This is a genomic window from Catenulispora pinistramenti (assembly GCF_018274385.1).
Taxonomy (GTDB): Bacteria; Actinomycetota; Actinomycetes; order Streptomycetales; family Catenulisporaceae; genus Catenulispora; species Catenulispora pinistramenti.
The window spans coordinates 1-23,401 of sequence record NZ_JAAFYZ010000102.1; the positions used below are offsets into that span (position 1 = coordinate 1).

19 protein-coding genes and 1 pseudogene are annotated in these 23,401 nt (G+C 72.4%); 12 read left to right on the forward strand and 8 right to left on the reverse strand.

Features of this window, described 5'->3' with window-relative positions; all coding sequences use genetic code 11:
• A pseudogene (locus KGQ19_RS26430) lies at positions 1–2,195 on the forward strand (hypothetical protein); the annotation flags it as partial.
• A gap of 79 nt (positions 2,196–2,274) precedes the next feature.
• On the opposite strand, the gene KGQ19_RS26435 reads toward KGQ19_RS26430, so the two are convergent.
• Both KGQ19_RS26435 and KGQ19_RS26440 read right to left on the reverse strand, forming a co-directional pair.
• Positions 2,275–2,937, reverse strand: coding sequence for a tyrosine-protein phosphatase (locus KGQ19_RS26435; protein ID WP_212013105.1), 663 nt, complete (start codon positions 2,935–2,937; stop codon positions 2,275–2,277).
• A gap of 1 nt (position 2,938) precedes the next feature.
• The gene (locus KGQ19_RS26440) at positions 2,939–3,979 is read right to left on the reverse strand and encodes a ferredoxin family protein (protein WP_212013107.1); all 1,041 of its coding nucleotides are present in this window, start codon (positions 3,977–3,979) and stop codon (positions 2,939–2,941) included.
• 119 nt (positions 3,980–4,098) lie between these two features.
• Here KGQ19_RS26440 and KGQ19_RS26445 point away from each other — a divergent pair, with 119 nt between their 5' ends.
• The 3 genes from KGQ19_RS26445 to KGQ19_RS26455 are packed head-to-tail and all read left to right on the forward strand — an operon-like array spanning position 4,099 to position 6,506.
• Entirely contained in the window at positions 4,099–4,812 is a 714-nt protein-coding gene (locus KGQ19_RS26445; RefSeq protein WP_212013109.1) for a hypothetical protein, read from the forward strand.
• On the forward strand, positions 4,790–5,764 hold the full coding sequence (locus KGQ19_RS26450; RefSeq protein WP_212013111.1) for an ABC transporter ATP-binding protein: 975 nt from the start codon (positions 4,790–4,792) through the stop codon (positions 5,762–5,764). Before KGQ19_RS26445 ends, KGQ19_RS26450 begins: the two co-directional genes overlap by 23 nt.
• A 13-nt stretch (positions 5,765–5,777) precedes the next feature.
• Entirely contained in the window at positions 5,778–6,506 is a 729-nt protein-coding gene (locus tag KGQ19_RS26455; protein WP_212013113.1) for an ABC transporter ATP-binding protein, read from the forward strand.
• A 317-nt stretch (positions 6,507–6,823) separates the two neighbouring features.
• On the opposite strand, the gene KGQ19_RS26460 is transcribed toward KGQ19_RS26455, so the two are convergent.
• Complete coding sequence (locus KGQ19_RS26460; RefSeq protein WP_212013116.1) at positions 6,824–9,286, reverse strand: DNA gyrase/topoisomerase IV subunit A; 2,463 nt, start codon at positions 9,284–9,286, stop codon at positions 6,824–6,826.
• 210 nt (positions 9,287–9,496) lie between these two features.
• Between KGQ19_RS26460 and KGQ19_RS26465 the strand changes: the two genes are divergently transcribed.
• From KGQ19_RS26465 to KGQ19_RS26495, 7 genes are all read left to right on the forward strand, one after another.
• On the forward strand, positions 9,497–9,751 hold the full coding sequence (locus KGQ19_RS26465; protein WP_212013118.1) for a hypothetical protein: 255 nt from the start codon (positions 9,497–9,499) through the stop codon (positions 9,749–9,751).
• Between the two features lie 143 nt (positions 9,752–9,894).
• A complete protein-coding gene (locus KGQ19_RS26470; RefSeq protein ID WP_212013120.1) occupies positions 9,895–10,563 on the forward strand; it encodes a DUF5998 family protein in 669 nt (222 codons plus the stop codon).
• Positions 10,564–10,582: 19 nt separating this feature from the next.
• Positions 10,583–11,773 carry an alkaline phosphatase family protein gene (locus KGQ19_RS26475; RefSeq protein ID WP_212013122.1) on the forward strand — a complete coding sequence of 397 codons (1,191 nt, stop codon included), beginning with the start codon at positions 10,583–10,585 and terminating at the stop codon, positions 11,771–11,773.
• 17 nt (positions 11,774–11,790) lie between these two features.
• Positions 11,791–12,741, forward strand: coding sequence for a sulfurtransferase (locus KGQ19_RS26480; protein ID WP_212013124.1), 951 nt, complete (start codon positions 11,791–11,793; stop codon positions 12,739–12,741).
• Between the two features lie 162 nt (positions 12,742–12,903).
• Complete coding sequence (gene efeU / locus KGQ19_RS26485; protein ID WP_212013126.1) at positions 12,904–14,997, forward strand: iron uptake transporter permease EfeU; 2,094 nt, start codon at positions 12,904–12,906, stop codon at positions 14,995–14,997.
• Positions 14,998–15,060: 63 nt separating this feature from the next.
• The gene (efeB, locus tag KGQ19_RS26490) at positions 15,061–16,395 is read left to right on the forward strand and encodes an iron uptake transporter deferrochelatase/peroxidase subunit (protein ID WP_212013135.1); all 1,335 of its coding nucleotides are present in this window, start codon (positions 15,061–15,063) and stop codon (positions 16,393–16,395) included.
• Positions 16,396–16,479: 84 nt separating this feature from the next.
• Complete coding sequence (locus KGQ19_RS26495; RefSeq protein ID WP_212013148.1) at positions 16,480–17,715, forward strand: GNAT family N-acetyltransferase; 1,236 nt, start codon at positions 16,480–16,482, stop codon at positions 17,713–17,715.
• A 21-nt stretch (positions 17,716–17,736) separates the two neighbouring features.
• Here KGQ19_RS26495 and KGQ19_RS26500 read toward each other — a convergent pair whose 3' ends face one another.
• Together KGQ19_RS26500 and sepH are read right to left on the reverse strand one after the other, a co-directional pair.
• Positions 17,737–18,189: a GNAT family N-acetyltransferase gene (locus tag KGQ19_RS26500; protein WP_212013150.1), complete on the reverse strand. Its 453-nt coding sequence runs from the start codon at positions 18,187–18,189 to the stop codon at positions 17,737–17,739.
• 143 nt (positions 18,190–18,332) lie between these two features.
• Positions 18,333–19,520: a septation protein SepH gene (gene sepH / locus KGQ19_RS26505; protein ID WP_212013157.1), complete on the reverse strand. Its 1,188-nt coding sequence runs from the start codon at positions 19,518–19,520 to the stop codon at positions 18,333–18,335.
• A gap of 202 nt (positions 19,521–19,722) precedes the next feature.
• Between sepH and KGQ19_RS26510 the strand changes: the two genes are divergently transcribed.
• Positions 19,723–20,403, forward strand: coding sequence for a trimeric intracellular cation channel family protein (locus KGQ19_RS26510; RefSeq protein ID WP_212013160.1), 681 nt, complete (start codon positions 19,723–19,725; stop codon positions 20,401–20,403).
• Positions 20,404–20,494: 91 nt separating this feature from the next.
• Here the strand turns inward: KGQ19_RS26510 and KGQ19_RS26515 are convergent, their stop codons facing one another.
• The 3 genes from KGQ19_RS26515 to KGQ19_RS26525 all read right to left on the reverse strand — a co-directional run bounded on the left by KGQ19_RS26515 (position 20,495) and on the right by KGQ19_RS26525 (position 23,246).
• A complete protein-coding gene (locus tag KGQ19_RS26515) occupies positions 20,495–21,580 on the reverse strand; it encodes a hypothetical protein (protein ID WP_212013162.1) in 1,086 nt (361 codons plus the stop codon).
• Complete coding sequence (locus KGQ19_RS26520) at positions 21,580–22,116, reverse strand: SigE family RNA polymerase sigma factor (protein ID WP_194895444.1); 537 nt, start codon at positions 22,114–22,116, stop codon at positions 21,580–21,582. Before KGQ19_RS26520 ends, KGQ19_RS26515 begins: the two co-directional genes overlap by 1 nt.
• A 338-nt stretch (positions 22,117–22,454) precedes the next feature.
• Entirely contained in the window at positions 22,455–23,246 is a 792-nt protein-coding gene (locus tag KGQ19_RS26525; RefSeq protein WP_212013169.1) for an LCIB family protein, read from the reverse strand.
• Between the last annotated feature and the right edge of the window lie 155 nt (positions 23,247–23,401).

Here is a 23,401-nt window from a genome sequence, read left to right on the forward strand (position 1 = left end):
TGACGGGGGCTGGGAGCGAATCCGCGAGTGGACTCGGCGGCTCGGGGTTCGGGCCGGGAGTCGCGGATGGGGTCGCGGCTGACGGGCTCAGCGGCGGGCTGAAGCTCGGTGCGGGTGCGGGTGCGGGTGCGGGCGCGGTGCCGGAAGCAGCCGGTGACGCAGCTGCCAAAGTGACTGTCGCCGTGGCGGCGGTCGGTGACCCGAGCGACCCGAGTCCGAACACTGACCCCGCCGACCGGGCTCGCGTCCCGGCCAGCCGATCGGCGACCTGGGACCTGGCGAGCTCGACGATAGCCGGGTACGACGTCGGCCGCTGGTCGCGCGTCACGATCCTGATCTCCGAGCTCGATCTCGCCGGTCATCTGCGCGACGGCTCGGCCCGCGAGGCCGTGGTCTCCGAACTCCTGGCCCCGTTGCTGACAGTCCCGGGGGTGCGGCTGATCGTGGAGTCGGGGCGGACCGACGTGGCCGAGATCGCGGCCGGGGCCGAGGTGCCGGCGACCGTGATCGATCTCGGGGAGGCGCGGTGGACCGATCGGGCCGAGTTCGCGGCGTGGCTGGACGACCTGGTGCCCTCCGGCGGCGCGGCGGCCCCGCAGGCGTACCCGAACCCCACCAAGGCGCGCGAGATCCTGAGCCTGGCCTCGCACCGGCACGCCGGGTTGCTGGCCGCCAGCGACGAGCGGCCGTGGAAGCTCGCGGCGGTGCCGTTCGACGTCGCGTTCCGCGAGGGCATCGCGGACCAGATCGTGCTGGAGCCGGCGAACCTGGTACTGGTGCAGCAGCCCGCGTTGTCCACGGCCATCGACGCGCTCGGCAGCGCGGTCGCGCCGGGGACGCGGGCGGCCTGGCGGGTCGCCGGGCAGGCGCTGACCAACTCCACGACCATCCCCGAGCGGGCGGCGATCCTGCACGGCGCGGCGCTCGCGGTGGGCGACCACTCGCTGGCCGAGGCGGTCGCGCCCTACACGCGCGGAACGCGGCCCTCGGACGGCGCGACCGTCGGCGACCCGATCCCGTGGTTCACCCGCTGGGCCGGGTGGCGTCCGCTGCCGCCGGACACGCCGCGCCCCATGCCGTGGCCGGGGCCGGTGGCGGCGCTCGCGGTGGCGGCGGGGCTGGTGGATCCGCCGGCCGCGGTGGTCGATGTCAACGCGGTACCGGGTGCCGGTGTTGCGGCGGGATTGGCCGCCGGGCCGGAAGCCGGTGCCGAGAACGACGGCCTTGGCGCGGCAGCGGGCATCGGCGGGTCCGAGCCCGCCGATCCCAGCGCCGCGCCGACGAGCCAGCCGAATGAGCCAAGCCAGCTCGGCGAATCAGGCCAGGCAGGCCACCCGGGTCAGCCGACCGCCGTCGCCGAACTCGTCGAAGCGCCCCCGGCCACCCACGCCAGCCCCGGCATCCTCCTCACCCCGGTCACCTCCTCGTCGGCCAGTGCCTGGCTCCCCGACCCGGAGCCGGTCCCGCCGGAGGTCCTGGTCGCCATCGACGACCTGGCCCGCGCCTACCGCCTCGACCCGCGCAGCGGTCGGATCGTCGGGCGTCCGGCGGCGCCGGTGATGGTCAAGGCCCGCACCGCGGCCGTCGTGGACGCCGCGCCCAGCCTGGTCCTCACCGACTCCAGCCGCCGCCTGGCCGCGCTGGGCCCGGGGGCTCCGCGCGGGGCGGTGGCGGCGGTGCGCGACGTGCTGCCCGAGACCGTCGTGACCGCGGTGGCGGTCGCGCGCGAGGCGCTGGTGTTCGGCGCCGCGGACGGCCGGGTCCACGTCTGGCACGCCGGGACCGAGGAGCTGATCGCCGATCCCGAGGACCAGCACTCCGGGGCGGTGACCGCGGTGGCGGCCATCTGGATGCCCGAGGTGGACGTGCTGTTCGCGCTGTCCGGCGGGCAGGACGGCACCTTCCGGTTGTGGGCGGTGCCGGCCGACGCCAGCCTGCTGCCGGTGGAGGACCGCGGAGTGCCGGTCACCGCCGTCACGGCCGCGCTCACCGAGCTGGGCCCGGTCGCCGCGGTGGCCTGGTCCGACGGCTACGTCACGGTCTGGGACCTCGACGACGCCCGCACCGGGCGCCCCATCCCGCTCGGCTGGGCGCCGAAGGCCTTGGCGCTCGGCGGCGACGGGCTGCTCATCGCCGCCGGCGACGACGGGCTCATCGCCATCGACCTGCACCTCGGCGACTTCTTCGAGGGCTGAGGTCAGGTCCCTTCCAGGGCCGAGGTTCTTCCAGGGCCGAGGTTCTTCGAGGGCTGAGGTCCTTCGAGAGCTGAGACCGCTACCCGCCCAGGAGCCCGTCCCGCAGCGCGGCGATCTCCTCGTCGGTCACACCGTGCGCTGTCAGGTACCCCGCGACGCTCCCGAAGCGCTCCCGCACGTGCGCCAGCGACCCGGAGATCAGCTCCTCGCTGATCGGGTGCTCGAAGATGATGTCCCCTGGATCCGTCGACAGGTTCTCGTTCGATATCAGGTAGTCCGCGACGATCGCCTTGTCGCCGACCCCGAGCAGGTCCAGCACCATCGCCACCAGCACCCCGGTGCGGTCCTTGCCCGCCGTGCAGTGCACCAGTGCCGGCAGCGCGCCGGGCCGGGCCAGCGCCTTCACCGCGGCGGCGAACGCGTCGCCGCTGCGGTCCAGCCACAGCAGGTAGAGGTCGAAGAACGTCCCGTCGCCGGAGCTGTCCAGTGTCGGGGCCACGTTGACCCGCTCGACCGGCAGGTCGCCGAGGTCGTCCGGCCAGGCCGCGATCTCGAACGGCTGCCGCAGGTCGATCACCGTGCGCAGGCCGATCGACGCCAGCCAGGCCCGGTCCGCCTCCGTCGGCCGGTTCAGGCGCGCCGTGCGCAGCAGCCGCAGCGGTTGGACGACCGCCCCCGACTCCGTCCGCAGCCCGCCGATGTCACGTGCGTTCTTGATCCCGGTCAACGGAACGTCAGTCATATCAACGGATCTTATCGACGCCGTCCGCCCGCAGCTCCAGCGGTGTGCCGTCGGCCTTGCCGCAACTCTCCGGACGCGGGACCGGCGCGTACGAGCCCCGGACCGAGACCTGGTAGGCCCGGCCGTCTTCGTGCTCGACGACCGCCGTCCAGGCCGGCTCCGGGTCGCCGGCGGTGGCCGTCACCGACGCGACCGCGAGCACGCCGTCCGCGGACTCGCCCAGCACGTCCCGCACCGCCAGCTCCGCGACCTGCCCGGGACGCGACCATGTCGAGCGTCCCCGGCAGCCGTCCACGACCATCCGCCCCTGCCGGGCCCAGGCCAGCACCCGGGAGGCCGAGGCCGGGTCCAGCCGGCCGTAGGAGTACCCGGACGGCAGAACCACCGCGGTCGGCGCGAACCGGTGCCCGCCGAGGTGCGTGATCTCCCAGATCGAGGGCGGCGTGGCGTCGGTATCCGGCCCGGATGATGCCGGAGCCGCCGGAGCCGCCGAAACGGCTGAAGTCGCCGGAGTGGCTGAAGCGGCCGCCTCCAGCGCCTCCACCTCGACCGCGACCCGCCGCCCCACCGTCGCGCAGCAGGCATCCCGCTTCCCGTTCGTACACACCCCGAGCAGCGGCGCATCCAGGAACGAGTGCTCCAGAGCCTTCACCGCCCGCCGATCCCCGGCGTCCAGCGCGGCGAAGTCGATCTTCAGCAGGTCGGTCGGATACGCCACCACCCCGGTGGCCAGCCACGTCCGCTTCGGATGCGTCGAAGCCGCGTACCACCGCCGATGCGCCGGCTCGTGCTCGTGATGGTCCTCCACCCGGCGGATCAGCGCCAGCCGGATGCCGGTCCCGGCCGTCCGGCCCTCCAGCTCGGCGCCCAGCCCCGGGTCCAGCCGGCTCTCGGTGACGGCCGCCCGCCCCCACGGCCCCGGCTGCTCCAGCAGCAGCCACGCCCCGGCCACCGCCCCGGTCCCGGCCACTGGTTCGCCCAGTTCCCGGGACAACACCGAACACGCGTGGGGCTGGGGTGCCGGAAGTTGATCGTCACGCATGTCTTCGACCCTAACGCCGAAAGCGCACCCCCCACACCGCTCGCGTTTGCCGGCCGGCGGGTTCACGATGGTGGCAGGAAGGAAGCTCGGGGGGTGCGCCCTGATAGGTAGGTGTGGCCATGTCCGAGACCCGGCAACCCGAAGAAGCCGCCGAAGCAACCGCCCCGGAAGCCCGTCGCTACGGCTTCCCCGCCGTCCACGGCCATGAGGTGTGCGCGCTGCGCACGGTCGCCCGCGAGGACTGGGACGACTCCGGGCCCGGGCGCGTCCAGCTGCTCCGTTGGCGCGAGGGTTCCGGCGCCCTGGTGCGCGACCTGCCGCTGACCCGCCTGTACGTCTGGGCCCGGGCCGGCCGGATCAGCTTCGGCGCCCCGGACGGCCGGACGGTGGACGTGGTGCTGCTCGGCGAGCCGGAGACCGAGGGCCTGCGGCTCGGGGCGCCCTGGCCGCAGAGCCACGACCGCGCCAGCACCGCCTCCAACCTGGCGCACGGCGTGGTCGCCGATATGAAGAACGCGGTCACCTTCCCGGCGGCGTTCCCGCGGATGATGCGGGTCAGCGGCGAGCGCAACGCGGTGCTGGACTCGCTGGTCGCCTGGTGCAAGCGCGAGGTCCCGGACATCCACATCCTGCGCGGCTGGTTCCGCAGCTCCGAGGGCCCGTCGCGGCACCAGGTCAGCGGCTCGCTGCACAAGGGCCTGATCGGCGAGCCCGGCTGGCTGCCGGACACCGTCGGGGCGCACCCGAGCGGATGGTCACCGTTCCATAACGACCGCAACGCGCACAGCGGGACCGCTCGTCCTAACGCGCATGAGCACCCTTCAGGAGCTTGAGCTCGCGGCGACGCGGCCCAAAGAGGTCTACGGCGGGGACGCCAAGATCGTCTGCGACAACCTGGTCCGGATCTACAAGACCGACGGCATCGAGGTCCAGGCCCTGCAGGGTCTGGACCTGCTGGTGCGGGCCGGGGAGCTGGTGGCGATCGTCGGGGCCTCCGGCAGCGGCAAGTCCACGCTGCTGAACATCCTGTCCGGGCTCGACACCCCGACCGCCGGGGTGGCCAAGGTCGGCGGCTACGACCTGCTCACCATGAAGGGCCGCGACCGGCTGCGCTACCGGCGCGAGACGGTCGGCTTCATCTGGCAGCAGACCGCGCGCAACCTGCTGCCGTACCTGAACGCCGCGGACAACGTCGCGCTGCCGATGGGATTCGCCGGCAAGAAGCGCAAGTACGCGCGGCGCCGCTCCACCGAGTTGCTGGACCTGCTGGGCGTCGCCCGCTGCGCCGACCGGCGTCCCGGGCAGATGTCCGGCGGCGAGCAGCAGCGGGTGTCGATCGCGGTGGCGCTGGCCAACGACCCCGAGGTGGTGTTCGCCGACGAGCCGACCGGTGAGCTGGACTCGGCCACCAGCCAGCAGGTGTTCGACGCGCTGCGCACCGCGAACGGCGAGCTCGGGGTCAGCATCGTGGTGGTGACCCACGACCACGAGGTGACCGACCAGGTCCAGCGCACCGTGGAGATCCGCGACGGCCGCACCTCGACCGAGCTGCTGCGGCGCGGCGGGGAGGACTCGACGGCCGAGCAGTTCGCGGTCCTGGACCGGGCCGGCCGGGTGCAGCTGCCGAAGGAGTACCTGGACGCGCTGCGGATGAAGGACCGGGTGCGGGTGGCGAAGAACTCCGACCACATCGGGGTGTGGCCGGACCTGGTGCAGGGTGCCGCGGGCTCCGCCGGTTCTGCCGGTTCCGCGGGTTCCACCAGCGCGCCGAGCGAGGAGGACTAGTCCGGTGGGGGACATGATCGAGATCGAAGGGCTGCGCCGGACGTTCGGCTCGGGGGAGAACGCGGTGCACGCGGTCGAGGACGTGTCGTTCACGGTGCCCGAGGGGCAGCTGTGCGCGATCGTCGGCCGCTCCGGCTCGGGCAAGACCACGCTGCTGAACCTGATCGGCGGCCTGGACAAGCCGGACGCCGGACGGATCGCCGTGGACGGCAGGCAACTCGCCGGACCGGGCCGGAACCTGGGGGAGAAGGAGCTGGCGGCGCTACGCCGGGACCTGTTCGGGTTCGTGTTCCAGTCCTTCGCGCTGATCCCCATCCTGTCCGCGGCTGAGAACGTCGGCATTCCGCTGCGCCTGCGCAAGACCGCCGTCGCCGAACGGGAGGAGCGCGTGGAGCTGCTGCTGAACATGGTCGGCCTCGGGGACCACATGAAGCAGCGGCCCGGCGAGCTGTCCGGCGGCCAGCAACAGCGGGTGGCGCTGGCCCGGGCGCTGGCCAACTCGCCGCGGGTGCTGATCGCCGACGAGCCGACCGGCCAGCTGGACTCCGAGACCGGGCGCGCGGTGATGCGGCTGCTGCGCGCCGTGGTCGCGGCGGAGAACGTGACCGCCCTGGTGGCCACGCACGACCCGCTGATGATGGACCTCGCCGACCGGGTGATCACCATCGGCGACGGCAGGCTGCTGGCGGACTCCGACGCCGAGAGCGCGGGCGTCGGAGCCGCGGCGGAGACGTCGGTGTAATCGGGCCCGGGCCCTAGACCGCAGACCCCCAGACAACAGACCCCAGACAACAGACCCCAGACAACAGACCGCAGACCCCGGACCCCTCGGCGGACCCCGAGGAGCGGTCCGGACCCCAGCGGTGGCCTCCGCCCGGACTCCACCACCGCTGATGAGGGAGCACCGTCGTCCCACGACGGGACTCCGGTCCTGCCACACACGGACCGGGGGAGAGGACGTCCCGCCGCGTGCCCCAGGCGCGGGGACGACGGTGCTCCCGTCCCAGCTCCGGTGGCCACCCCGAGGGGGCGGCCACCGGACACCGGTCAGCCCGGAGCTCAGCCGGCCTTGGCCGGGCTCGTCACGTACCCGATGGGCACCTCCACCGGAGTCCCCGAGCCGTCGCGGCGGGGGTCCACCGGCGGCAGCGGGACCGGCGTGCCGTTCTCCGTGCAGGCGTACGCCGGCGCGTTCACCGCCCAGGCGGCCACCAGCCGGTGCTCGCCCTTCAGGAAGCGCTGGCAGCGCACGCCGCCGGTGGCCCGGCCCTTGGTCGGGTACAGGTCGAACGGCGTGGCCTTGATCGTGGTCGCGGTGTCGACCAGGGCGTCGTCGGAGCCGGCCATCGACACCACCAGGCCGTCCTGCCCGGGGTCGACCGCGCCGAAGAAGATCACCGAGGCGTCCTGCCCCAGGCTGATGCCGGCCATGCCGCCGGCCGGGCAGCCCTGCGGCCGGACCAGCGACGCCGAGAACTTCAGGAGCTGCGCGTCGTCGGTGATGAACGTCAGCTCCTCCTCGCCGGTGAGCAGTTCCGTGGCGCCGGCCACGGTGTCGCCGTCCTTGAGGGTGATGACCTCGAAGGAGTCGCGGTTCTTCGGGTAGTCCGGGGTGACCCGCTTCACCACGCCCTGGACCGTGCCCAGGGCCAGGCCCGGGGACTCGGGGTTCAGCGAGCACAGGCACAGCACCCGCTCGTCCTCGTCCAGCCGGACGAACTCCGACACCGGGGCGCCGCCGGAAAGGCTCGGCGCCGCCTTGGCCGCCGAGTCCGGCAGCACCGGCAGGTCGATCACCGGGAACCGGATCAGCCGGCCGGTCGTGGTCACCGCGCCGACCTCGCCTCTTATCGTCGAGGTCACGATCGAGGCGACGGAGTCGTTCTTGCCGCGCTCACCGCCGGCGCCGATCTTGGTCGAGCCGGAGGCGGTGCGGGCCAGCAGGCCGGTCGCGGACAGCAGGACCGCCACCGGGTCGTCGCTGATCTCCAGCGGCCGGGCCTCGAACACCGGCAGCGCGCCCTCGACCAGGACGCTGCGGCGCGGGGTGGCGAACTGCTTGGAGATGGCGGCCAGCTCGTCGGAGACCACCTTGCGCAGCAGGGCGTCGGACTCCAGGATCGCCGTCAGGTCCCTGATCTCACCGGTCAGCTTGTCCCGCTCGGACTCCAGCTCCAGGGAGTCGAAGCGGGTCAGCCGGCGCAGCGGCGTGTCCAGGATGTACGTGGCCTGCTTATCCGACAAGGCGAAGGCGGCCATCAGGTTTTCCTTGGCCGCCGCGGCGTCGTCGGACTCCCGGATCAGCCGGATCACCCGGTCGATGTCGATCAGCGCGATCAGCAGGCCCTCGACCAGGTGCAGCCGGTCCATGCGCTTGGTGCGGCGGAACTCGGTGCGGCGCCGGACCACCTCGAAGCGGTGGTCGAGGTAGACCTCCAGCAGCTCCTTCAGGCCCAGCGTCAGCGGCTGGCCGTCGACCAGCGCCACGTTGTTGATGCCGAAGGACTCCTCCAGCGGGGTCAGCTTGTACAGCTGCTCCAGGACCGCCTCGGGGTTGAAGCCGGCCTTGATCTCGATGACCAGCTTCAGGCCGTTGAACCGGTCGGACAGGTCCTTCAGGTCGGTGATGCCCTGGATCTTCTTGGCCTGCACCAGCTCCTTGACCTTGGCGATCACCTTCTCCGGGCCGGTGTTGAAGGGCAGCTCGGTGACCACGATGCCCTCGCGGCGCGGCGTGACCTTCTCGATCGAGGCGGTGGCGCGCATCTTGAACACGCCGCGGCCGGTCTCGTAGGCGTCCCGGATGCCCTGCTCGCCGATGATCTGACCGCCGGTGGGCAGGTCCGGGCCCGGGACGAACCGCATCAGGTCGTCCAAGGTGGCGTCCGGGTGCTTGATCAGGTGCCGGGCGGCGGCCACCACCTCGCCCAGGTTGTGCGGGGCCATGTTGGTGGCCATCCCGACCGCGATCCCGGCGGCGCCGTTGACCAGCAGGTTGGGGAACGCCGAGGGCAGGACCTGCGGCTCCTGCTCCTGGCCGTCGTAGTTCGGCCCGAACTCGACCGTGTCCTCGTCGATGGAGTCGGTCATTATCATCGCCGCGGGCGAGAGCCGGGCCTCGGTGTACCGCATGGCCGCCGGCGGGTCGTCGCCGCCCAGGGAGCCGAAGTTGCCGTGCCCGTCGACCAGCGGGATGCGCATCGCCCAGGACTGCGCCATGCGCACCAGCGAGTCGTAGATCGCGGTGTCGGAGTGCGGGTGCAGCTTGCCCATCACGTCGCCGACGACCCGTGCGCTCTTGACGTAGCCGCGATCGGGCCGCAGGCCCATGTCGTTCATCTGGAACAGGATCCGGCGATGGACCGGCTTGAGCCCGTCGCGCGCGTCGGGCAGGGCGCGCGAGTAGATGACCGAGTACGCGTACTCCCGATACGAGTCGGAGAGCTCGTCGGCGACATCGATGTCGACGATGCGTTCCTCGAAATCCTCGTCGGGCTCCGGGGTGGTGCTGCGGCGTGCCATCTTCGGTGCGGCTCCTGCTTCTCGCGCTGCGATGCGGGTGACGCCCTATTGTTGCGCGTCGTTCCGACAGCGTGGTGCAGGAGGGCGCGGAGTAGGCAACCTCCTAAGCTTTCGCACGTCTAGACGGATGGAAATGTCAGGTGACTGGGGAGGGTGTACGAAGGCCAGGATCATGGCCGGGCTGGCGTTCGCGGGCGTGGCGCTCGCGGGATGTTCGAGCACGTCGAGCAGCGGTTCGGCGCAATCGGCAGCGACCACCGGGGCGCCGTCCGCCACGACGGCGAGCACGACGGCGGCGGATGCGGCGGTCGGCGATACGAGTTCATCGGCGGTGAGCTCGGGCGGTGCGACGAGTTCGGGCGCGGCGGGTGGACTTGTCCTCCAACGGCGCGGACAGCTTCGCCGGGGGGCGATGGCATGGACCCGAAGATGGCCTGGGACGCGGTCCTGGACGCGAACAGGTAGGGCCCGCGGGCCCGCCGCCGATCACCGTCCACCTGTCCGCCGTGAGCGATCGCGCCCGATAATCGGGTGATAACGGCCCCGCGCGTCACGCTTCCGTGCGGCATGGGGCCCGCAGCCGGGCCCGCAGGTGTCAGGATGGACCCATGCCCAACTCGCAGCCGTCCTCGTCAGCCCGTCCCGCCCACGGCGACCTGATCGCCGCCATCGAGCGCAGCGGTTACTACCCCGCGCTGGTGGCCGAGGCCGTCGAGGACGCGGTCGGCTCCGAGGCGGTGCTCGGCCATCTCGTGCACCAGGAGACCACCTTCGACGCCGACGAGGTGCGAAGGCACGTCACCGTGCTGGCCGTGACCCCGACCAGGCTGATCGCCGGGCACACCGACGAGTACGGCTCCGACGACCCGATGGCCCCGGTGCCGCCCGGCTCCCCGGACGCGGTGGCCGGGGCGAAGGCGTACGCGACCACCTCCACCGAGACCGTGCCCCTGCACCGCATCTCCTCGGTGGTGGTCAGCCGGGTGGTCGAGGACCCGGCCAGCCACCGGCCCGGCACCCCGCCGCGCGAGGTGGTGCTGACCATCGGCTGGGGCGTGGTGAGCCGGCTGGACCTGGAGCCGGCCAACTGCGGCGACCCGCACTGCGACGCCGACCACGGCTACACCGGCACCGCCACCGCCGACGACGTGATGATCCGGGTCTCGGCCGAGGCCGACGGCGCCGACGCGGTGGCCGAGACCCTGGCCTTCGCCCGCGCGCTGACCGACGTCGTCACCGACACCGGCACCGCCGCCGGCACCCGGTCCGGGCGCTGAGGCCGGGGTACCGAACCGCGTGAACCCGCCCGGAGGGTCCGGTCCCGACCGGTCCGATCTCGTCCTGCCCGCCTACGGCCGCGGCGCCCTGTCCGACCTCCTCCCCGCCGTCCTGGCCGCCCTCGGCGTCCCCGGCGCGCCCAACCCCCTCGGCCTGGCCCCGACCCGCCGCGCCTGCGTCTTCCTGGTCGACGGCATGGGTGCCCGCCTCATCGAGCGCAACGCCGAACTCGCGCCCTACCTGGCCAAGGCCCTGCGCGCCAACCGCGACCTGACCGCCGGCTTCCCCTCCACCACCGCGGCCAGCATCGGCTCCCTGGGCACCGGCCTGCCCTCCGGGGCCAGCGGCATGCTCGGCTACCGCGTCCTGGTCCCCGGCACCTCCCGGATGATCAACCTCCTGCGCTGGGACGTCCCGGTCGACCCGCTGGAATGGCAGCCGCACGAGACCGTCTTCGAGCGCGCCGAACGCGAAGGCATCGAAGTCACCCAGGTCACCGCGGCCCGCTTCCAGGACTCCGGCCTGACCCGCTCGGTGCTGCGCGGCGGCGCCTTCACCGGCGCCGAATCCCTCCCCAACCGCGTGGCAGGCGCCCTGGAGACGCTCAAGGACGCCGCCGACCGCGACGCCCGAGCCCTGGTCTACCTCTACTACGCGGACCTCGACGCCGCCGGCCACCTCAACGGCGTCGACTCCGAGAGCTGGCGCGGCCAGCTGGCGGTCGTGGACGCCACGGTCCGCGAACTGGTCGACCGGCTCCCGGCGGGCACCACGCTGTACGTCACCGCCGACCACGGCATGGTCGACGTCCCGGCCGACCGGCGCGTGGACGTGGACGAGGACCCGGAGCTCCAGGTCGGCGTGCGGCTGCTGGGCGGCGAGGGCCGGGCCCGGCACGTGTACGCGAAGCCGGGCGCGGCGCGCGACGTGCTGCAGATCTGGCGCGAGGCGCTGGAGGACGTGGCCGTGGTGCGGTCGCGGGACGAGGCGATCTACGAGGGCTGGTTCGGCCCGCCGGAGGCGGTGGACGAGCGGCTGGCGCCGCGGATCGGGGACGTGGTCGCGGCGCTGTTGGCGGACTGGGCTGTGGTGGCCACACGGCGGGAGAAGCTGGAGTCCCGGCTGTTGGGGATGCACGGGTCGCTGTCGGCGGCTGAGCAGGAGATCCCGTTGTTGGTGTTCGGGGCGGGGGCAGTCGCCTCCGGATGAGTGCCAGTATGGCGACTATGCGCGAACCTGAGACCTCTCCGCTGATCAGCACGGATCAGCTCGCCGCCGACCTGGCCGTCGACCCCGCCGAACAGGCTGACCACGCCGACCACGCCGACCAGGCGCCGATCGTGCTGGACATCCGCTGGAAGCTCGGCGAGCCCAGCGAGTACGGGCACGGGGAGTACCTGAAGGGGCACATCCCGGGCGCGCGCTACATCAGCCTGGACCAGGACCTGGCTGAGCACCCTGACTCGCCGGTCGGGGCCCGCGGTCGGCATCCGCTGCCGGACCCGGAGCGCTTCGCCGCCGCGATGCGCCGCGCCGGGGTCCGCACCGACCGGCCGGTCGTCGTGTACGACGGTGGCGACAGTACCCAGGCCGCCCGCGCCTGGTGGTTGCTGCGCCACCACGGCCACCCCGACGTGCGGGTCCTGGACGGTGGCTTCGCGGCCTGGAGCGCGGCCGGCGGGCCGGTCGAGCAGGGCGAGCCGCCAGCAGGGGCCGCAGGGGCCGCAGGGGTCGCCGGGGCCGCCGAAGGCGACTTCGCGCCGGCCGAGCGCGGCGTGTTCGCCGTGCTGGACCACGACGGCGCCGCCGCGGTCGCCGCGTCCGGAACGCTGCTGGACGCTCGCGCCGGGGCCCGCTACCGGGGCGAGACCGAGCCGGTCGATCCGGCCGCCGGGCACGTCCCCGGGGCGGTGTCGGCGCCGACCACCGAGAACCTGGACCCGGACGGCCGCTTCCTGTCGGCCGTCGCGCTCAAGGAGCGCTTCGACCGCCTGGGAAGCCAGGCGTGGGACGCGGACGGGGTCGCCGTGTACTGCGGTTCCGGCGTCACCGCGACGCACGAGATCCTGGCGATGGCCGTGGCCGGCATCTCCCCGGAGAGCGTGGCGTTGTACGAGGGCTCCTGGAGCGGCTGGGCTTCCGACCCGTCACACCCCGTGGCCACCGGCGACGCCTGACCCGGCCGCCCAAGCCTCCTGAGACGCAAGTCACCGCTGCGCCGGGCCTCGCCACGTTGACCGCCACCCGCGCTGTCCTGCTAACTTAGGCACGCCTTAGTTCGTTAAGGCATACCTAACTTCAATCGGCGGACGCCGGGTGACCAGAAGGGGCGGGGCGCGGTGCTGTCGGATGCCTTCCCGAGTTTCCTGATCGGACTCCGAGAAGGGTTGGAAGCCGGGCTCGTCGTCTCCATCCTGCTCGCCTCGCTGGCCAAGGCCGGGCGCCGGGACCGCGCGGGGTCGGTGTGGCTGGGGGTCGCGGCGGCCGCCGCGCTGAGCCTGTCGTTCGCGGCGGTCCTCACTTTCACCTCCGCGCATCTGCCGCCCAAGGCGCAGGACGTCTTCGGCGGCGTGATGGCGCTGCTGGCGGTCACGTTCGTCACCACGATGGTGTTCTGGATGCGGCGGGCCAGCGCCTCGATGTCCGGGGACCTGAAGGCGAAGTTGGCCGCCGCCCTGGGCGCCAGCACCGGGATGCTGGTGTTCACGGCGTTCGCGGCGGTGGCGCGTGAGGGCCTGGAGACCGCGCTGTTCCTGTGGACGACGGCCCAGACCGCGCACGAGAAGAGCGGGCCGGGGATCGGGGCGGTCGCCGGGATCGCGGTGGCCGCGCTGCTGTGCTGGGGGCTGTACCACCGGGCGCTGAAGCTGAACCTCGCCCGGTTCTTCAAGATCACCGGGTTCGTGCTGGTGGTCATCGCGGCCGGGGTGCTCGCCTACGGGCTGACGGACCTGCAGGAGAGCGGCGCCGTCGGCGGGTTCACGTCCTACGCCTGGGACCTGACCGCGCACCTGGACCCGAACGCCTGGTACTCGCAGGTGGTCGCCGGGACGCTGAACCTGACGCCGAAGATGACCTGGCTGTCGGTGGTCGGTTACGTGGCGTACCTGGCGCCGGTGATGTTCTTCTACCTGCGGCCGGCCGCTGCGGCGGTCCGTCCCGCTCCCAAGACCGCCGAGGCGGTCACGCCGGTTCAGAACCCTGAAGTCCCTGAACCGGCTGCCACCCCGGCCGCCTCGGCTCCTGCCCCCGCCTCCCGCAAGCCGACCCCGCGCTGGGCCCTGGGCACCGCGATCGTCGCGGTCCCGGCGGTGGTCGCCGGCGCCGTGATCGTCGCGGTCGGCCCCGACTCGGGGAGCAAGGGCGCGCAGACCATCGAGGTCTCCTCGGCGTCCTGCGGCAAGGGCTTCGGCGACCTGACCACCGGCGAGCACGTGTTCCAGATGAAGAACACCGGCGACGTGGCGGCCGAGGTCTACCTGATGGACCCGTCGAGCAGTGCGGTCTACGGCGAGATCGAGGGCCTGGCGCCGGGCACCACCCGGCCGATGACCGCCACGATAGGCACCGGCACGTATGCCTGGCGCTGCGTCCCGAACGGCAAGGACGCGGTCACCTCGGAGTCCAAGCGGGCCAGCGGCACCGGCAGCAGCACGACCGCGGTCGTGCCGATCACCGAGAAGGACCTGGAAGCCCCGCTGGACCAGTATCGCGCCTATGTCACCTCGCACCTGAGCGAGCTGGCCGGCTACACCGACACGCTGAAGCAGGACGTGGACGCCGGCGACCTGCCGAAGGCCGAGCAGGACTGGCTGACCGCGCACCTGGCGTACAACCGGCTCGGCGCCGCGTACGGCACCTTCCAGGACTGGGACAAGAAGATCGACGGCCGCGCCGACGGCCTCACCGGCAAGGTCCAGGACCCGGACTTCACCGGCTTCCACCGCCTGGAGTACGGACTCTGGCACGGCGAGGCGGCGGCGGCCCTGGCCCCGGTCGCCGACCAGCTGGCCGCCGACGTCCACGGCCTGGTCGGCGACTGGCCCAAGCAGGACTTCGACCCCGCCGACCTGCCGCTGCGGGCCCACGAGATCCTGGAGAACACCCTCCAGTTCCAGCTCACCGGCGACGCCGACTACGGCTCGGGCAGCACGCTGGCCACCGCCGACGCCAACCTGACCGGCACCCGCGAGGTGCTGAGCGTGATCAGGCCCCTGGTCCAGGCCCGCGACCCGCGGGGGCTGGCCGGGATCGACAGCTGGCTCGACCGCTTCGGCACGGTCGTGAACGCGGCCAAACAGCCCGACGGCACCTGGACCCCGGTGGCCCAGCTCGACCCGGCGGCGCGCCAGAAGCTGAACGGGACGCTGGGGGAGCTGCTGGAGCAGCTGTCGGTGGTGCCGGACCTGCTGGAGATCCGGAAGGCGACGTGAGCGGGGTCTGACGCCCGCCCCCGGAACGCCGACCGCCGACTCCGCAGATGAAAGTGCTTTGAGATGACCGAGCAGAACCAGACCCCTGAGGCCGCCTCGCAGGAGGCTGCCACCGTCCAGGCCGCCACCGCCCAGGCCGCCACCTGCCCCTTCGACCACAAAGCCTTCGCGCGCCGCGCGATGCTCAAGGGCGCGGCGGCCGGTGTCGCGGGCGCCGCGGTCGTCGGGGCCACCGGCTTCGCCATGGACAAGGCCTCGGCCGACGCCGCCCCGGCCGCCGGCGCCGGCGCCACCGGCTCCGGCCGGGCCCTGCCGTTCCACGGCGCGCACCAGCAGGGCGTCACCACGCCGGCGCAGAAGCACCTCACGCTCGCCGTGTTCGACGTCATCGCCGCCGACAAGGCCGAGCTGACCGCCCTGTTCCAGACCCTCACCGAGCGGGCCCGGTTCCTGACCGCCGGCGGCACGCCGCCCGACCTCGGCGTCGGCGCTCCGCCTTCGGACAGCGGCATCCTGGGTCCCACGGTCCCGGCCGACGGGCTGACCGTCACGCTCGGCGTCGGCGCCTCGCTCTTCGACGCGCGCTTCGGGCTGGCCGGCAAGAAGCCCGCGCGACTGACGCCGATGAAGACCTTCCCGAACGACAACCTGGACCCGGCCGAGTGCCACGGCGACCTGTCGCTGCAGATCTGCGCCGACAGCCAGGACACCGTGGTGCACGCCATCCGCGACATCGCCAAGCACACCCGCTCCGGCATGCAGCTGAAGTACCGCGTCGACGGCTGGGCCAACGATCCGCGGCCGACCGGGGCGCAGCGCAACCTGCTCGGCTTCCACGACGGCATCGCGAACCCGCAGACCGACCACGAGTTCGACTACCTGGTCTGGGTCCAGCCCGGCGGGCCGGAGCCGGCCTGGGCCGCCGGCGGCAGCTACCAGGTGGTGCGGCGGATCCGGATGCTGGTCGAGTTCTGGGACCGGGTGTCGCTGCTGGAGCAGGAGAAGATGATCGGCCGCCGCCGGGACACCGGGGCCCCGCTGGACGGCGCCGCGCAGGCCGACGTCCCGCAGTACGCGAAGGACCCCAAGGGCGCCAACATCCCGCTGGACGCGCACATCCGGCTGGCCAACCCGCGCACCCCGGAGACCGACCGGAACCGGATCCTGCGCCGCGGCTACAACTACGACCGCGGCTTCGACGCGGTCGGCGACCTCGACATGGGCCTGGCGTTCGTCGCCTACCAGCAGGACATCCAGCGCCAGTTCGAGTTCGTGCAGACCAAGCTGATCGACGAGCCGTTGGTGGACTACATCTCGCCGGTCGGCGGCGGCTACTTCTTCGTGCTGCCCGGGGTGAAGGACGCCGCCGACCACTTCGGCAGCGCACTGCTGGCCTGAACCGCATGTCCGGCCTGCACCGCGTATCCGGCCTGAACCGCATATTCGGTGGCACCCCCCTGCCGGTGTGCCTAGCCTGAGGGCGTGCCCATCGAGATCAAGATCGTCACCGAGGCCGATTACGACGCCTTCAGTGACGTGACCGACGTCGGCTTGCTCAGACTCCAGGAGCGCGGCCGGGGCCCGTTCCGCCGCACCGTGTTCGCCGACGACATCGCCGCCGGCCGGGCGATCGGCGCCTATGACGGCGGTCGCGTGGTCGGCACCTTCGGGAACTACGCCAACACCGTGACGGTCCCCGGCGGCGCCGCGGTGCCGGTGAGCGCGGTGACCGCGGTGACGGTCGCGCAGACCCACCGCCGACGCGGCATCCTGTCCTCGATGACGGCCGAGGCGTTCCGGCAGTCGGCCGACGCCGGGGTGCCGCTGTCGATGCTGATCCCGGCCGAGTGGCCGATCTACGGCCGCTTCGGCTACGGCCACGCCACCGACGAGACCCGCTACACCTTCGACACCAAGCGCTGTGCCACGGTGCGGCCGCTGCCGGGCACCGTGGACTTCGCCTCGGCCCCGGAATGGGTCGAGGCGGGACGGGCCGTCTACGAACGCCTCCGCGTCGCCACCCCCGGCGCCATCGAGCGGCGCAACGCGTGGTGGGAACGCGAATCCGGCCTGCTGACCCACGACGGCAGGCCGCTGGACAAGGAATCGCTGTTCGTGGTCTACCGCGACGAGGCCGGGACCCCGCGCGGCGTCGCGAACTACCAGCCACGGGAAGGCAGCTGGGAGGGCTTCGTCCCGGACAACGGCGCCGAGGCCTACATGATCGCCGAGGACTACGTGGCCCGCGTCCGGCTGCTCCAGTTCCTGTGGGAACAGGACTGGTTCTCCTCGTTCTCGGTCGCGAAGTTCCCGGCCGACGACACCTGGCGGCACCTCATGGCCGACCCGCGCGTGGCCCGTCAGAAGCAGCGCTATGACGTGCTCTGGGTCCGCGTGCTCGACGTCGTGGCCGCGTTGGGGGCGCGCACTTACGAAGGCGAGGGCCGGCTGGTCCTGGCCGTCACCGACCCGGACGGCTACGCCGAAGGCGTGTACGCCCTCGAAGGCGGCCCGGCCGGCGCCACGGTGAAGCGCAGCACTGAGACCCCCGACCTGACGCTGCCGGTGCAGACCCTCGGCGCGCTCTACCTCGGCCAGCACGCGGCCAGCGCGCTGGCCCGGGTCGGGGAGGTCGCCGAGGAGAAGCCCGGGGCACTGGCGCTCGCCGACCGGATGTTCAAGACGGCGGTCCCGCCCTACTGCGTCACCTGGTTCTGAGCGCCAGCCGTGCCAGTAGTACTAGTCCGTCGGTCCCGGCCGCGTCGCCCGCTCGTCGATCTCCATCCAGGACTGCGGCCGCGCCACCGGGACGAACCCGGCCTTGGCATACGTCGTGTGCTTGTCCTTGGTGGCCAGCAGGAACCGGTTGATCCCGATCGCCTTCAGGTCGGCCACGATCTCCCGGGACAGCCACGGGCCGATGCCCTTGCCGCGATAGGCCGCGTCGACGTAGACGTCGCAGAAGTAGGCGAAGGTGGCGTGGTCGGAGATCACCCGGGTGAGGCCGATCATGGTGTCGCGGTCGGCGTAGACGCCGTAGACGTGCGATCCGGCGAGCGAGCGTTCGACGGCGTCCTGCGGGCGCCCCACGCCCCACCAGGACTCCTCTGCGATCCACCGGTACACCTTGCCGGCGTCGACCAGAGCCGGGTCGTCGCTGATGAACAATCCGTCCTCGCGCGTCACTTCCATGACCAGAAGTCGATCACATTGTGGGCGGCCGGGCTATCGCCAATAGCGGAAAAGTGGCTTGGTCTCAATGTCCGAGACATTGCGACCAAGCCACCGTCGTTTCCGCAGAGCCGCCGCGTGACCAGCGCCGTGGCGGAAAAGCGTCAGTCGCGGCCTTTCTGCTTGCCGCGCCGCGAGCCGAAGACGATCTCGTCCCACGAGGGCACCGTGGCCCGCCGCCCCGGCCGCACGCCGTCGGCCTCGGCCTGCCGGTCGGTGGTGCCGACCATCCGCTCCCGGTGCGGGACGGTGGTCCGCGGGCCGAAGATCGCGTCGTCGAAGGCCGAACCGGCCGACTGCCCGGCCACCGCGGCGATCGGCGCCGGGGAGCGGGTGTCGGCGGCGTCCAGGAAGTCGAAGTCCTCCTCGGGGCTGGCCGCCGGGCTCGGGACGCCGGCGGAGCCGTTGACCGCGGCGGCGGCCGAAGCCGAGGCCGCCGCGGACGCCGAAGCCGGCATCGAGGACGGGTGCCGTTCCACGGACGCGGTCCGCTCGGCGGCCGTGCGCTCGCGCTCGCGGTCCCGTTCGCGCTCCCGCTCCAGCGCGCCGCCGGAGCCGTTCGCGGAGGTCTCAGCGGGACGCCGACGGGCCTCCAGGTGCACCAGCGAGCCGCCGGCCGAGGAGCCGTTGGTGCTCGGCGCCGGGCCCGGCAGCACGGTCCCGCCGGAGAGCACGGAGGCCGCGGCGAAGGGGAACATCGGCTCGGCGGCCGCGATCGAGGACGCGTCCGAGGACAGCAGGCGGGCCTCGTCGTCCTCGGGCGTGACCAGCCGGCGCGGCGGGTCGAAGGCCCACAGCGCCTCGTACGTCTCCCCGGAGATCCGGTAGATGGCCTGCACGGTCCAGGTGCCGTCCTCGCGCCGCCAGGAGTCCCAGCGCACCGCGGCCGGGTCCTCGGCGCCGCGCTTGGCCAGCCGCTCGCCGACGATCTCGCCGAGTTTCTGCCCGTGGTTCTCGCCCTGCCGGCGCACCTGCGTGTTCTGAGCCTTTTCCGCCATGAAAGCGCGCTCGGCGAGGATCGGTCCCTCGAACCGGCGGATGCGTTCCACGGAGATGCCGCAGGCGTCGGCGACCTCCTGCGCGGTCGCGCCCGCGCGGATGCGGGACTGGATGTCGCGCGGGCGGAGCTGACCCTCTGCCTCTATCTCGATCTGGCCCAGCCGGGCCCGATCGCCGCGGACGGCCGCCCGAAGACGCTCGTCGATGGTCAGATGGAATTCCTGGCCGTCGTTCGAGCGCAGCACAAGTCGCTGACCGTCGCTGGTGACGGCCATGACGCGGAGCTCAGTCACGAGCGGACCTCCCTTCGACGAGTGCTGCCAGCTAGACCGTACTGCATCGACACGCCGATCGGGTACGGGAAACGGATGAGGTCGCCCGGACAGCAAGGGTTGTCGGTCATTTGTCGTACGCCGTCCAGTTGTGGGATGTCAGTTCAGTGATCCCCCCGCGGATCACCCCTCCCGCCTTGAACCGGGTACATTCCCAGACATCATGGTCGCCAATCCTCATCTTCCGGTTCTTCTCGACCTCCTCGGCGTCTTCGCCGCCGCGGTCGCCGGGGCTTTCGCGGGTCTGCGTAAGGGCCTGGATCTGGTCGGCATCCTGGTCATCGCGGTCGCCTCATCACTCGGAGGAGGGATGATCCGGGACGCCCTGATCGGTGCCACCCCGGTCGCGGCGATCTCGGACTGGCGCTATTTCGCGGTCGCGCTCGGCGCGACCGCGGCGGTGCTGTCGGTGACCAGCCGCCGAATGAGTGATTCCAAGCTGAAATCAGCCATCGAGGAAGTGCGCGGGCGGGCGGTCCGGCTCGACCGGATCGCCCTTGTCGCCGATGCGTTGACCCTCGGCTTGTTCGCGGTTTCCGGCACTCTCAAAGCATTGAATTACCATCTGCCGGTCTTCCAGGCCGCGCTGCTCGGCACGGTCACCGCGACCGGCGGCGGGGTGGTGCGCGACGTGCTGGTGAACGAGGTGCCGATGGTGCTCCAGCGGGAGCTGTACGCGGTCCCGGCCTTCGTCGGCGGACTGCTGTTCGCCTTGCTGGAGCGGCACGGCTTCGTGGTGCAGGGCTACCTCGCCGCGGCCGGCTCGGTGGTGATCACCGCGGCCATCCGCCTGGTCGCGGTGTGGCGGGACTGGCACGCGCCTCGCCCCGGCGCTGTCGCATAGCGCCGGGGCGAGCCTGATACACCGTTCCTACGTGGTTCTTCTCACAGGGTGAATCTCAATACCCGCCCCATCCGATCGGGTGATAAGCGGATCAGTTCACGACGTGCGTGGTCCAGTTCGCCGGGTCCGTGCCCAGCGAGGTGATCCGGTCCAGCAGACCCTGGGCGCCGCCGACGGAGGCCAGCGGGTCCTGTCCGTTCTTGCCGGGGACGTCTCCAACGCAGATGTGCAGTCCGCCGGAGTCCTTGCAGACCGGCTCGCCGGTCGGCGCCGGCCCGGGGGAACCCTTGCCGATGAGCGCGGACACCTTGGGGTCGACCGGATGCTGCTGGGTCCGCGGGTCCTGCCAGCCGGTCGGGACGGCCGAGATGTCGAAGTTCCCGCCGGCGGCGGTGTAGCTGAGCCCGACCCGGAATCCGCCCTGGCCGACCACGGCCGGGTCGTCCAGCGAGGCCTCCCCGAGCACCGCGTCCTTCGGCATGCCCTCCACGTGGATCGGCAGGGCGACGGCGGAGCCCTCGGCCGCGACCTGGCCGGCGACCTTGATCAGCAGGCTTTGGAGCTCGGCGCCGTGGATCTGGTAGTCGCCGCCGAGGCCGTACCAGGACCCGGACGCGGTCTGCCACATCAGCGACAGATCGGCGGGGATGCTCGGGGCGTCGCCGGGGTTCGACACCAGGTAGGCCTTCGGGCTTCCCGGAACGGTCACCTCCGTCTTCGTGTAGTAGGACGGCAACTGCGGCTCGGTCGGTGAGGACGTCAGCGCCAGCGTCGGCGGCGTCACCGGCCCGGAGGGCGAGGACGCGGACTGCGCGGTGCGTGCGGTGACGCTGTTCCCGTAGTCCGGGCCGGTGAGGTAGCTCGCGGTCTGGAACCCGGCGGGCAGCCAGGTGAACCGGCCGACCGCGGTCAGCGGGTCGGTGCCGGTGAACTGGTGCCCGGAGGCCGCGTTCAGGCCCCCGGCGGGCTTGGTCGGCGAGGTGCCGCCGAGCCCGTTCACCACCAGCGCGCAGGCCGCGACCACGGCCACGCCGCCGCCGATCGGCGCCAGCCGCGCGGTCAGCACCCGGCGCCGGCCGTCGGCCCGGGCCTTGCCGATGTCCACGGTGCTGACCGGGGCGTCGGCGTACTCGGCTGTGGCCAGGTCGTCCAGTGAGTTCTGCAGATCGAAGGTCATCAGGTCCCCTCCATAACAGGAGTCGGATTCGGATCGAGGATGCCCCGGAGCGTGGCCAGACCCCGCGCTGTCTGGCTCTTCACGTTGCCGGTCGAGCAGCCCATGGCCTGTGCGGTCTGCTCGACCGACAGGTCGCAGTAGTAGCGCAGCACGACCGCCGCCCGCTGCCGCGGTGGGATCCGGAACAGGGCCTTCTTCAGGTCCAGCCCCAGTTCCAGGTCGCTGAGGACGGCCGGAGTCGGCTCCGGATCGGCCGCGGACCCGCCGCCGCCGAACCGGTGCAGGACCGTCCACTTCGCCCACCCGTTGCGTTGCTCGGCCAGGTAGGTGTTGATCAGCGTGCGGCGGGCGTAGCCGTCGACGTTGTCGGCCCGGCCGGCCCGGTGCCAGTGCGCGTAGAGCTTGGTGATCGCGCTCTGTACCAGGTCGTCGGCCCGATGCCAGTCCCCGCACAGCAGGTACGCGACCCGCCGCAGCCAGGCTTGGCGTGCGCTGACGTACTCGGTGAACTCGGCGTCGCGGTCAGGCTTCGCCATAGGCACCCCCTCGGTTTCGGTGTCCGGACAATCACCTGATGCGGTCGGGGGCGCGGGAGGTTGCACGGGCCGGGACGGTCCTGAATCCGACCGATCCGGTCGAGGGGGAATCTCGCACGATCCGGACCGTGACCTCGGCCCGGGGCGTGCGGTAGTACTAGTGGGGAAGCGGTGGCCACGGACCCCCGGCCGCCGCGGGCGGCCCACTGGTGTGCAGGGTGATCAGTGGGCTGCCCGGTTCCCCGGTTAGCGCATTCGGGGTAGCCGCGCCGGGCCGTCAGTCAGCCGGGGAGTCGGCTGGGCTGTCGGCCGACCGGCTCAGCCGATCGCCGTCGAGCTCAGTCGATGACCAGGTCGATCTCGGGCTCGTCGGCCCCCAGGTCCAGGTAGCACGCGCCCGGCTCGACGTACTCGGTCCCGCCGGGGCCGTTGATGTGGATCCCGGTGAACACCGCCACGTGCGCCGGCTGCGACTGCCCCTCGCGCAGCACGCTGATCACCTTGTGCGTGTCCGCGGTGATCACGTCGCGCGCGATCCGGGTGAGCCCGGCCAGGTCCGGCACCGGGCCGTCGGGCAGGAAGGGCGGGATGCGGTCGCGGAGCATGCTCTGCTCCGGGTCGGCCAGGTCCAGGAAGGGGTAGTCACCGGTCGGCGCGTTGTCGCCGCGCAGCTCGTCGTGCAGCGCCATCAGGGCGCCGCAGGTGTGCGAGACGCCGGGGACGCCGGGGCGCTCGACGTTGCCGATCACGCCGTGCGAGTCCAGCCCTATGTGGGGCAGCGCCACCAGGACGAAACGGCGGACGCCGTCCTCCACCGGGGCGTGGCCGGAGGCGGCGAGGATGCCGGTGCGGCCGAGCACGATCATCCCGGCCAGGCCGGCCATGTTGAAGCCGGCGCCCCAGGTGTCGTACAGCCGGGCGGTGATGGTCACCGCGAGCTCGTCCCGGCAGGTCGCGACCAGCGGCAGCGTGTTGGCCGCGTGGAAGCCGCGCGGTGCCAGCAGCTCGCGCGTGGCCCGCACGAAACCGGTCGCCGGAATGGCGGACGGGAACATGGTGCGCAGGACCTTGGAGGCGGCGGTGGGAGCGCTGCTCAGGTCTTCCGTCGAGGTGCTGCTCATCTCTTCCATTGGGACGATTGTCACTGGACTCGCCCGACCGGGCCAGCCGCCGCTCGGGTGAGCGTGCTCACAACGGCCCGCGGGGCGTGGTCCGGGCGGTGCGGGACACCCCCCGGGTTGGTGAAGCCCGGCGGCACCCACTAGAGTGTCTTGATGTCGAGATA

Coding starts and splice junctions, on each gene's coding strand:
- KGQ19_RS26515 (WP_212013162.1), bottom strand. CDS start 21,580: ATGACCTTCGATCTGCAGAACTCACTGGACGACCTGGCCACAGCCGAG.
- KGQ19_RS26525 (WP_212013169.1), bottom strand. CDS start 23,246: ATGGAAGAGATGAGCAGCACCTCGACGGAAGACCTGAGCAGCGCTCCC.
- KGQ19_RS26500 (WP_212013150.1), bottom strand. CDS start 18,189: ATGGAAGTGACGCGCGAGGACGGATTGTTCATCAGCGACGACCCGGCT.
- KGQ19_RS26510 (WP_212013160.1), top strand. CDS start 19,723: ATGGTCGCCAATCCTCATCTTCCGGTTCTTCTCGACCTCCTCGGCGTC.
- KGQ19_RS26460 (WP_212013116.1), bottom strand. CDS start 9,286: ATGGCACGCCGCAGCACCACCCCGGAGCCCGACGAGGATTTCGAGGAA.
- KGQ19_RS26435 (WP_212013105.1), bottom strand. CDS start 2,937: ATGACTGACGTTCCGTTGACCGGGATCAAGAACGCACGTGACATCGGC.
- KGQ19_RS26480 (WP_212013124.1), top strand. CDS start 11,791: ATGCGCGAACCTGAGACCTCTCCGCTGATCAGCACGGATCAGCTCGCC.
- KGQ19_RS26470 (WP_212013120.1), top strand. CDS start 9,895: ATGCCCAACTCGCAGCCGTCCTCGTCAGCCCGTCCCGCCCACGGCGAC.
- KGQ19_RS26465 (WP_212013118.1), top strand. CDS start 9,497: ATGTTCGAGCACGTCGAGCAGCGGTTCGGCGCAATCGGCAGCGACCAC.
- KGQ19_RS26450 (WP_212013111.1), top strand. CDS start 4,790: ATGAGCACCCTTCAGGAGCTTGAGCTCGCGGCGACGCGGCCCAAAGAG.
- KGQ19_RS26520 (WP_194895444.1), bottom strand. CDS start 22,116: ATGGCGAAGCCTGACCGCGACGCCGAGTTCACCGAGTACGTCAGCGCA.
- efeB (WP_212013135.1), top strand. CDS start 15,061: ATGACCGAGCAGAACCAGACCCCTGAGGCCGCCTCGCAGGAGGCTGCC.
- KGQ19_RS26445 (WP_212013109.1), top strand. CDS start 4,099: ATGTCCGAGACCCGGCAACCCGAAGAAGCCGCCGAAGCAACCGCCCCG.
- KGQ19_RS26440 (WP_212013107.1), bottom strand. CDS start 3,979: ATGCGTGACGATCAACTTCCGGCACCCCAGCCCCACGCGTGTTCGGTG.
- KGQ19_RS26455 (WP_212013113.1), top strand. CDS start 5,778: ATGATCGAGATCGAAGGGCTGCGCCGGACGTTCGGCTCGGGGGAGAAC.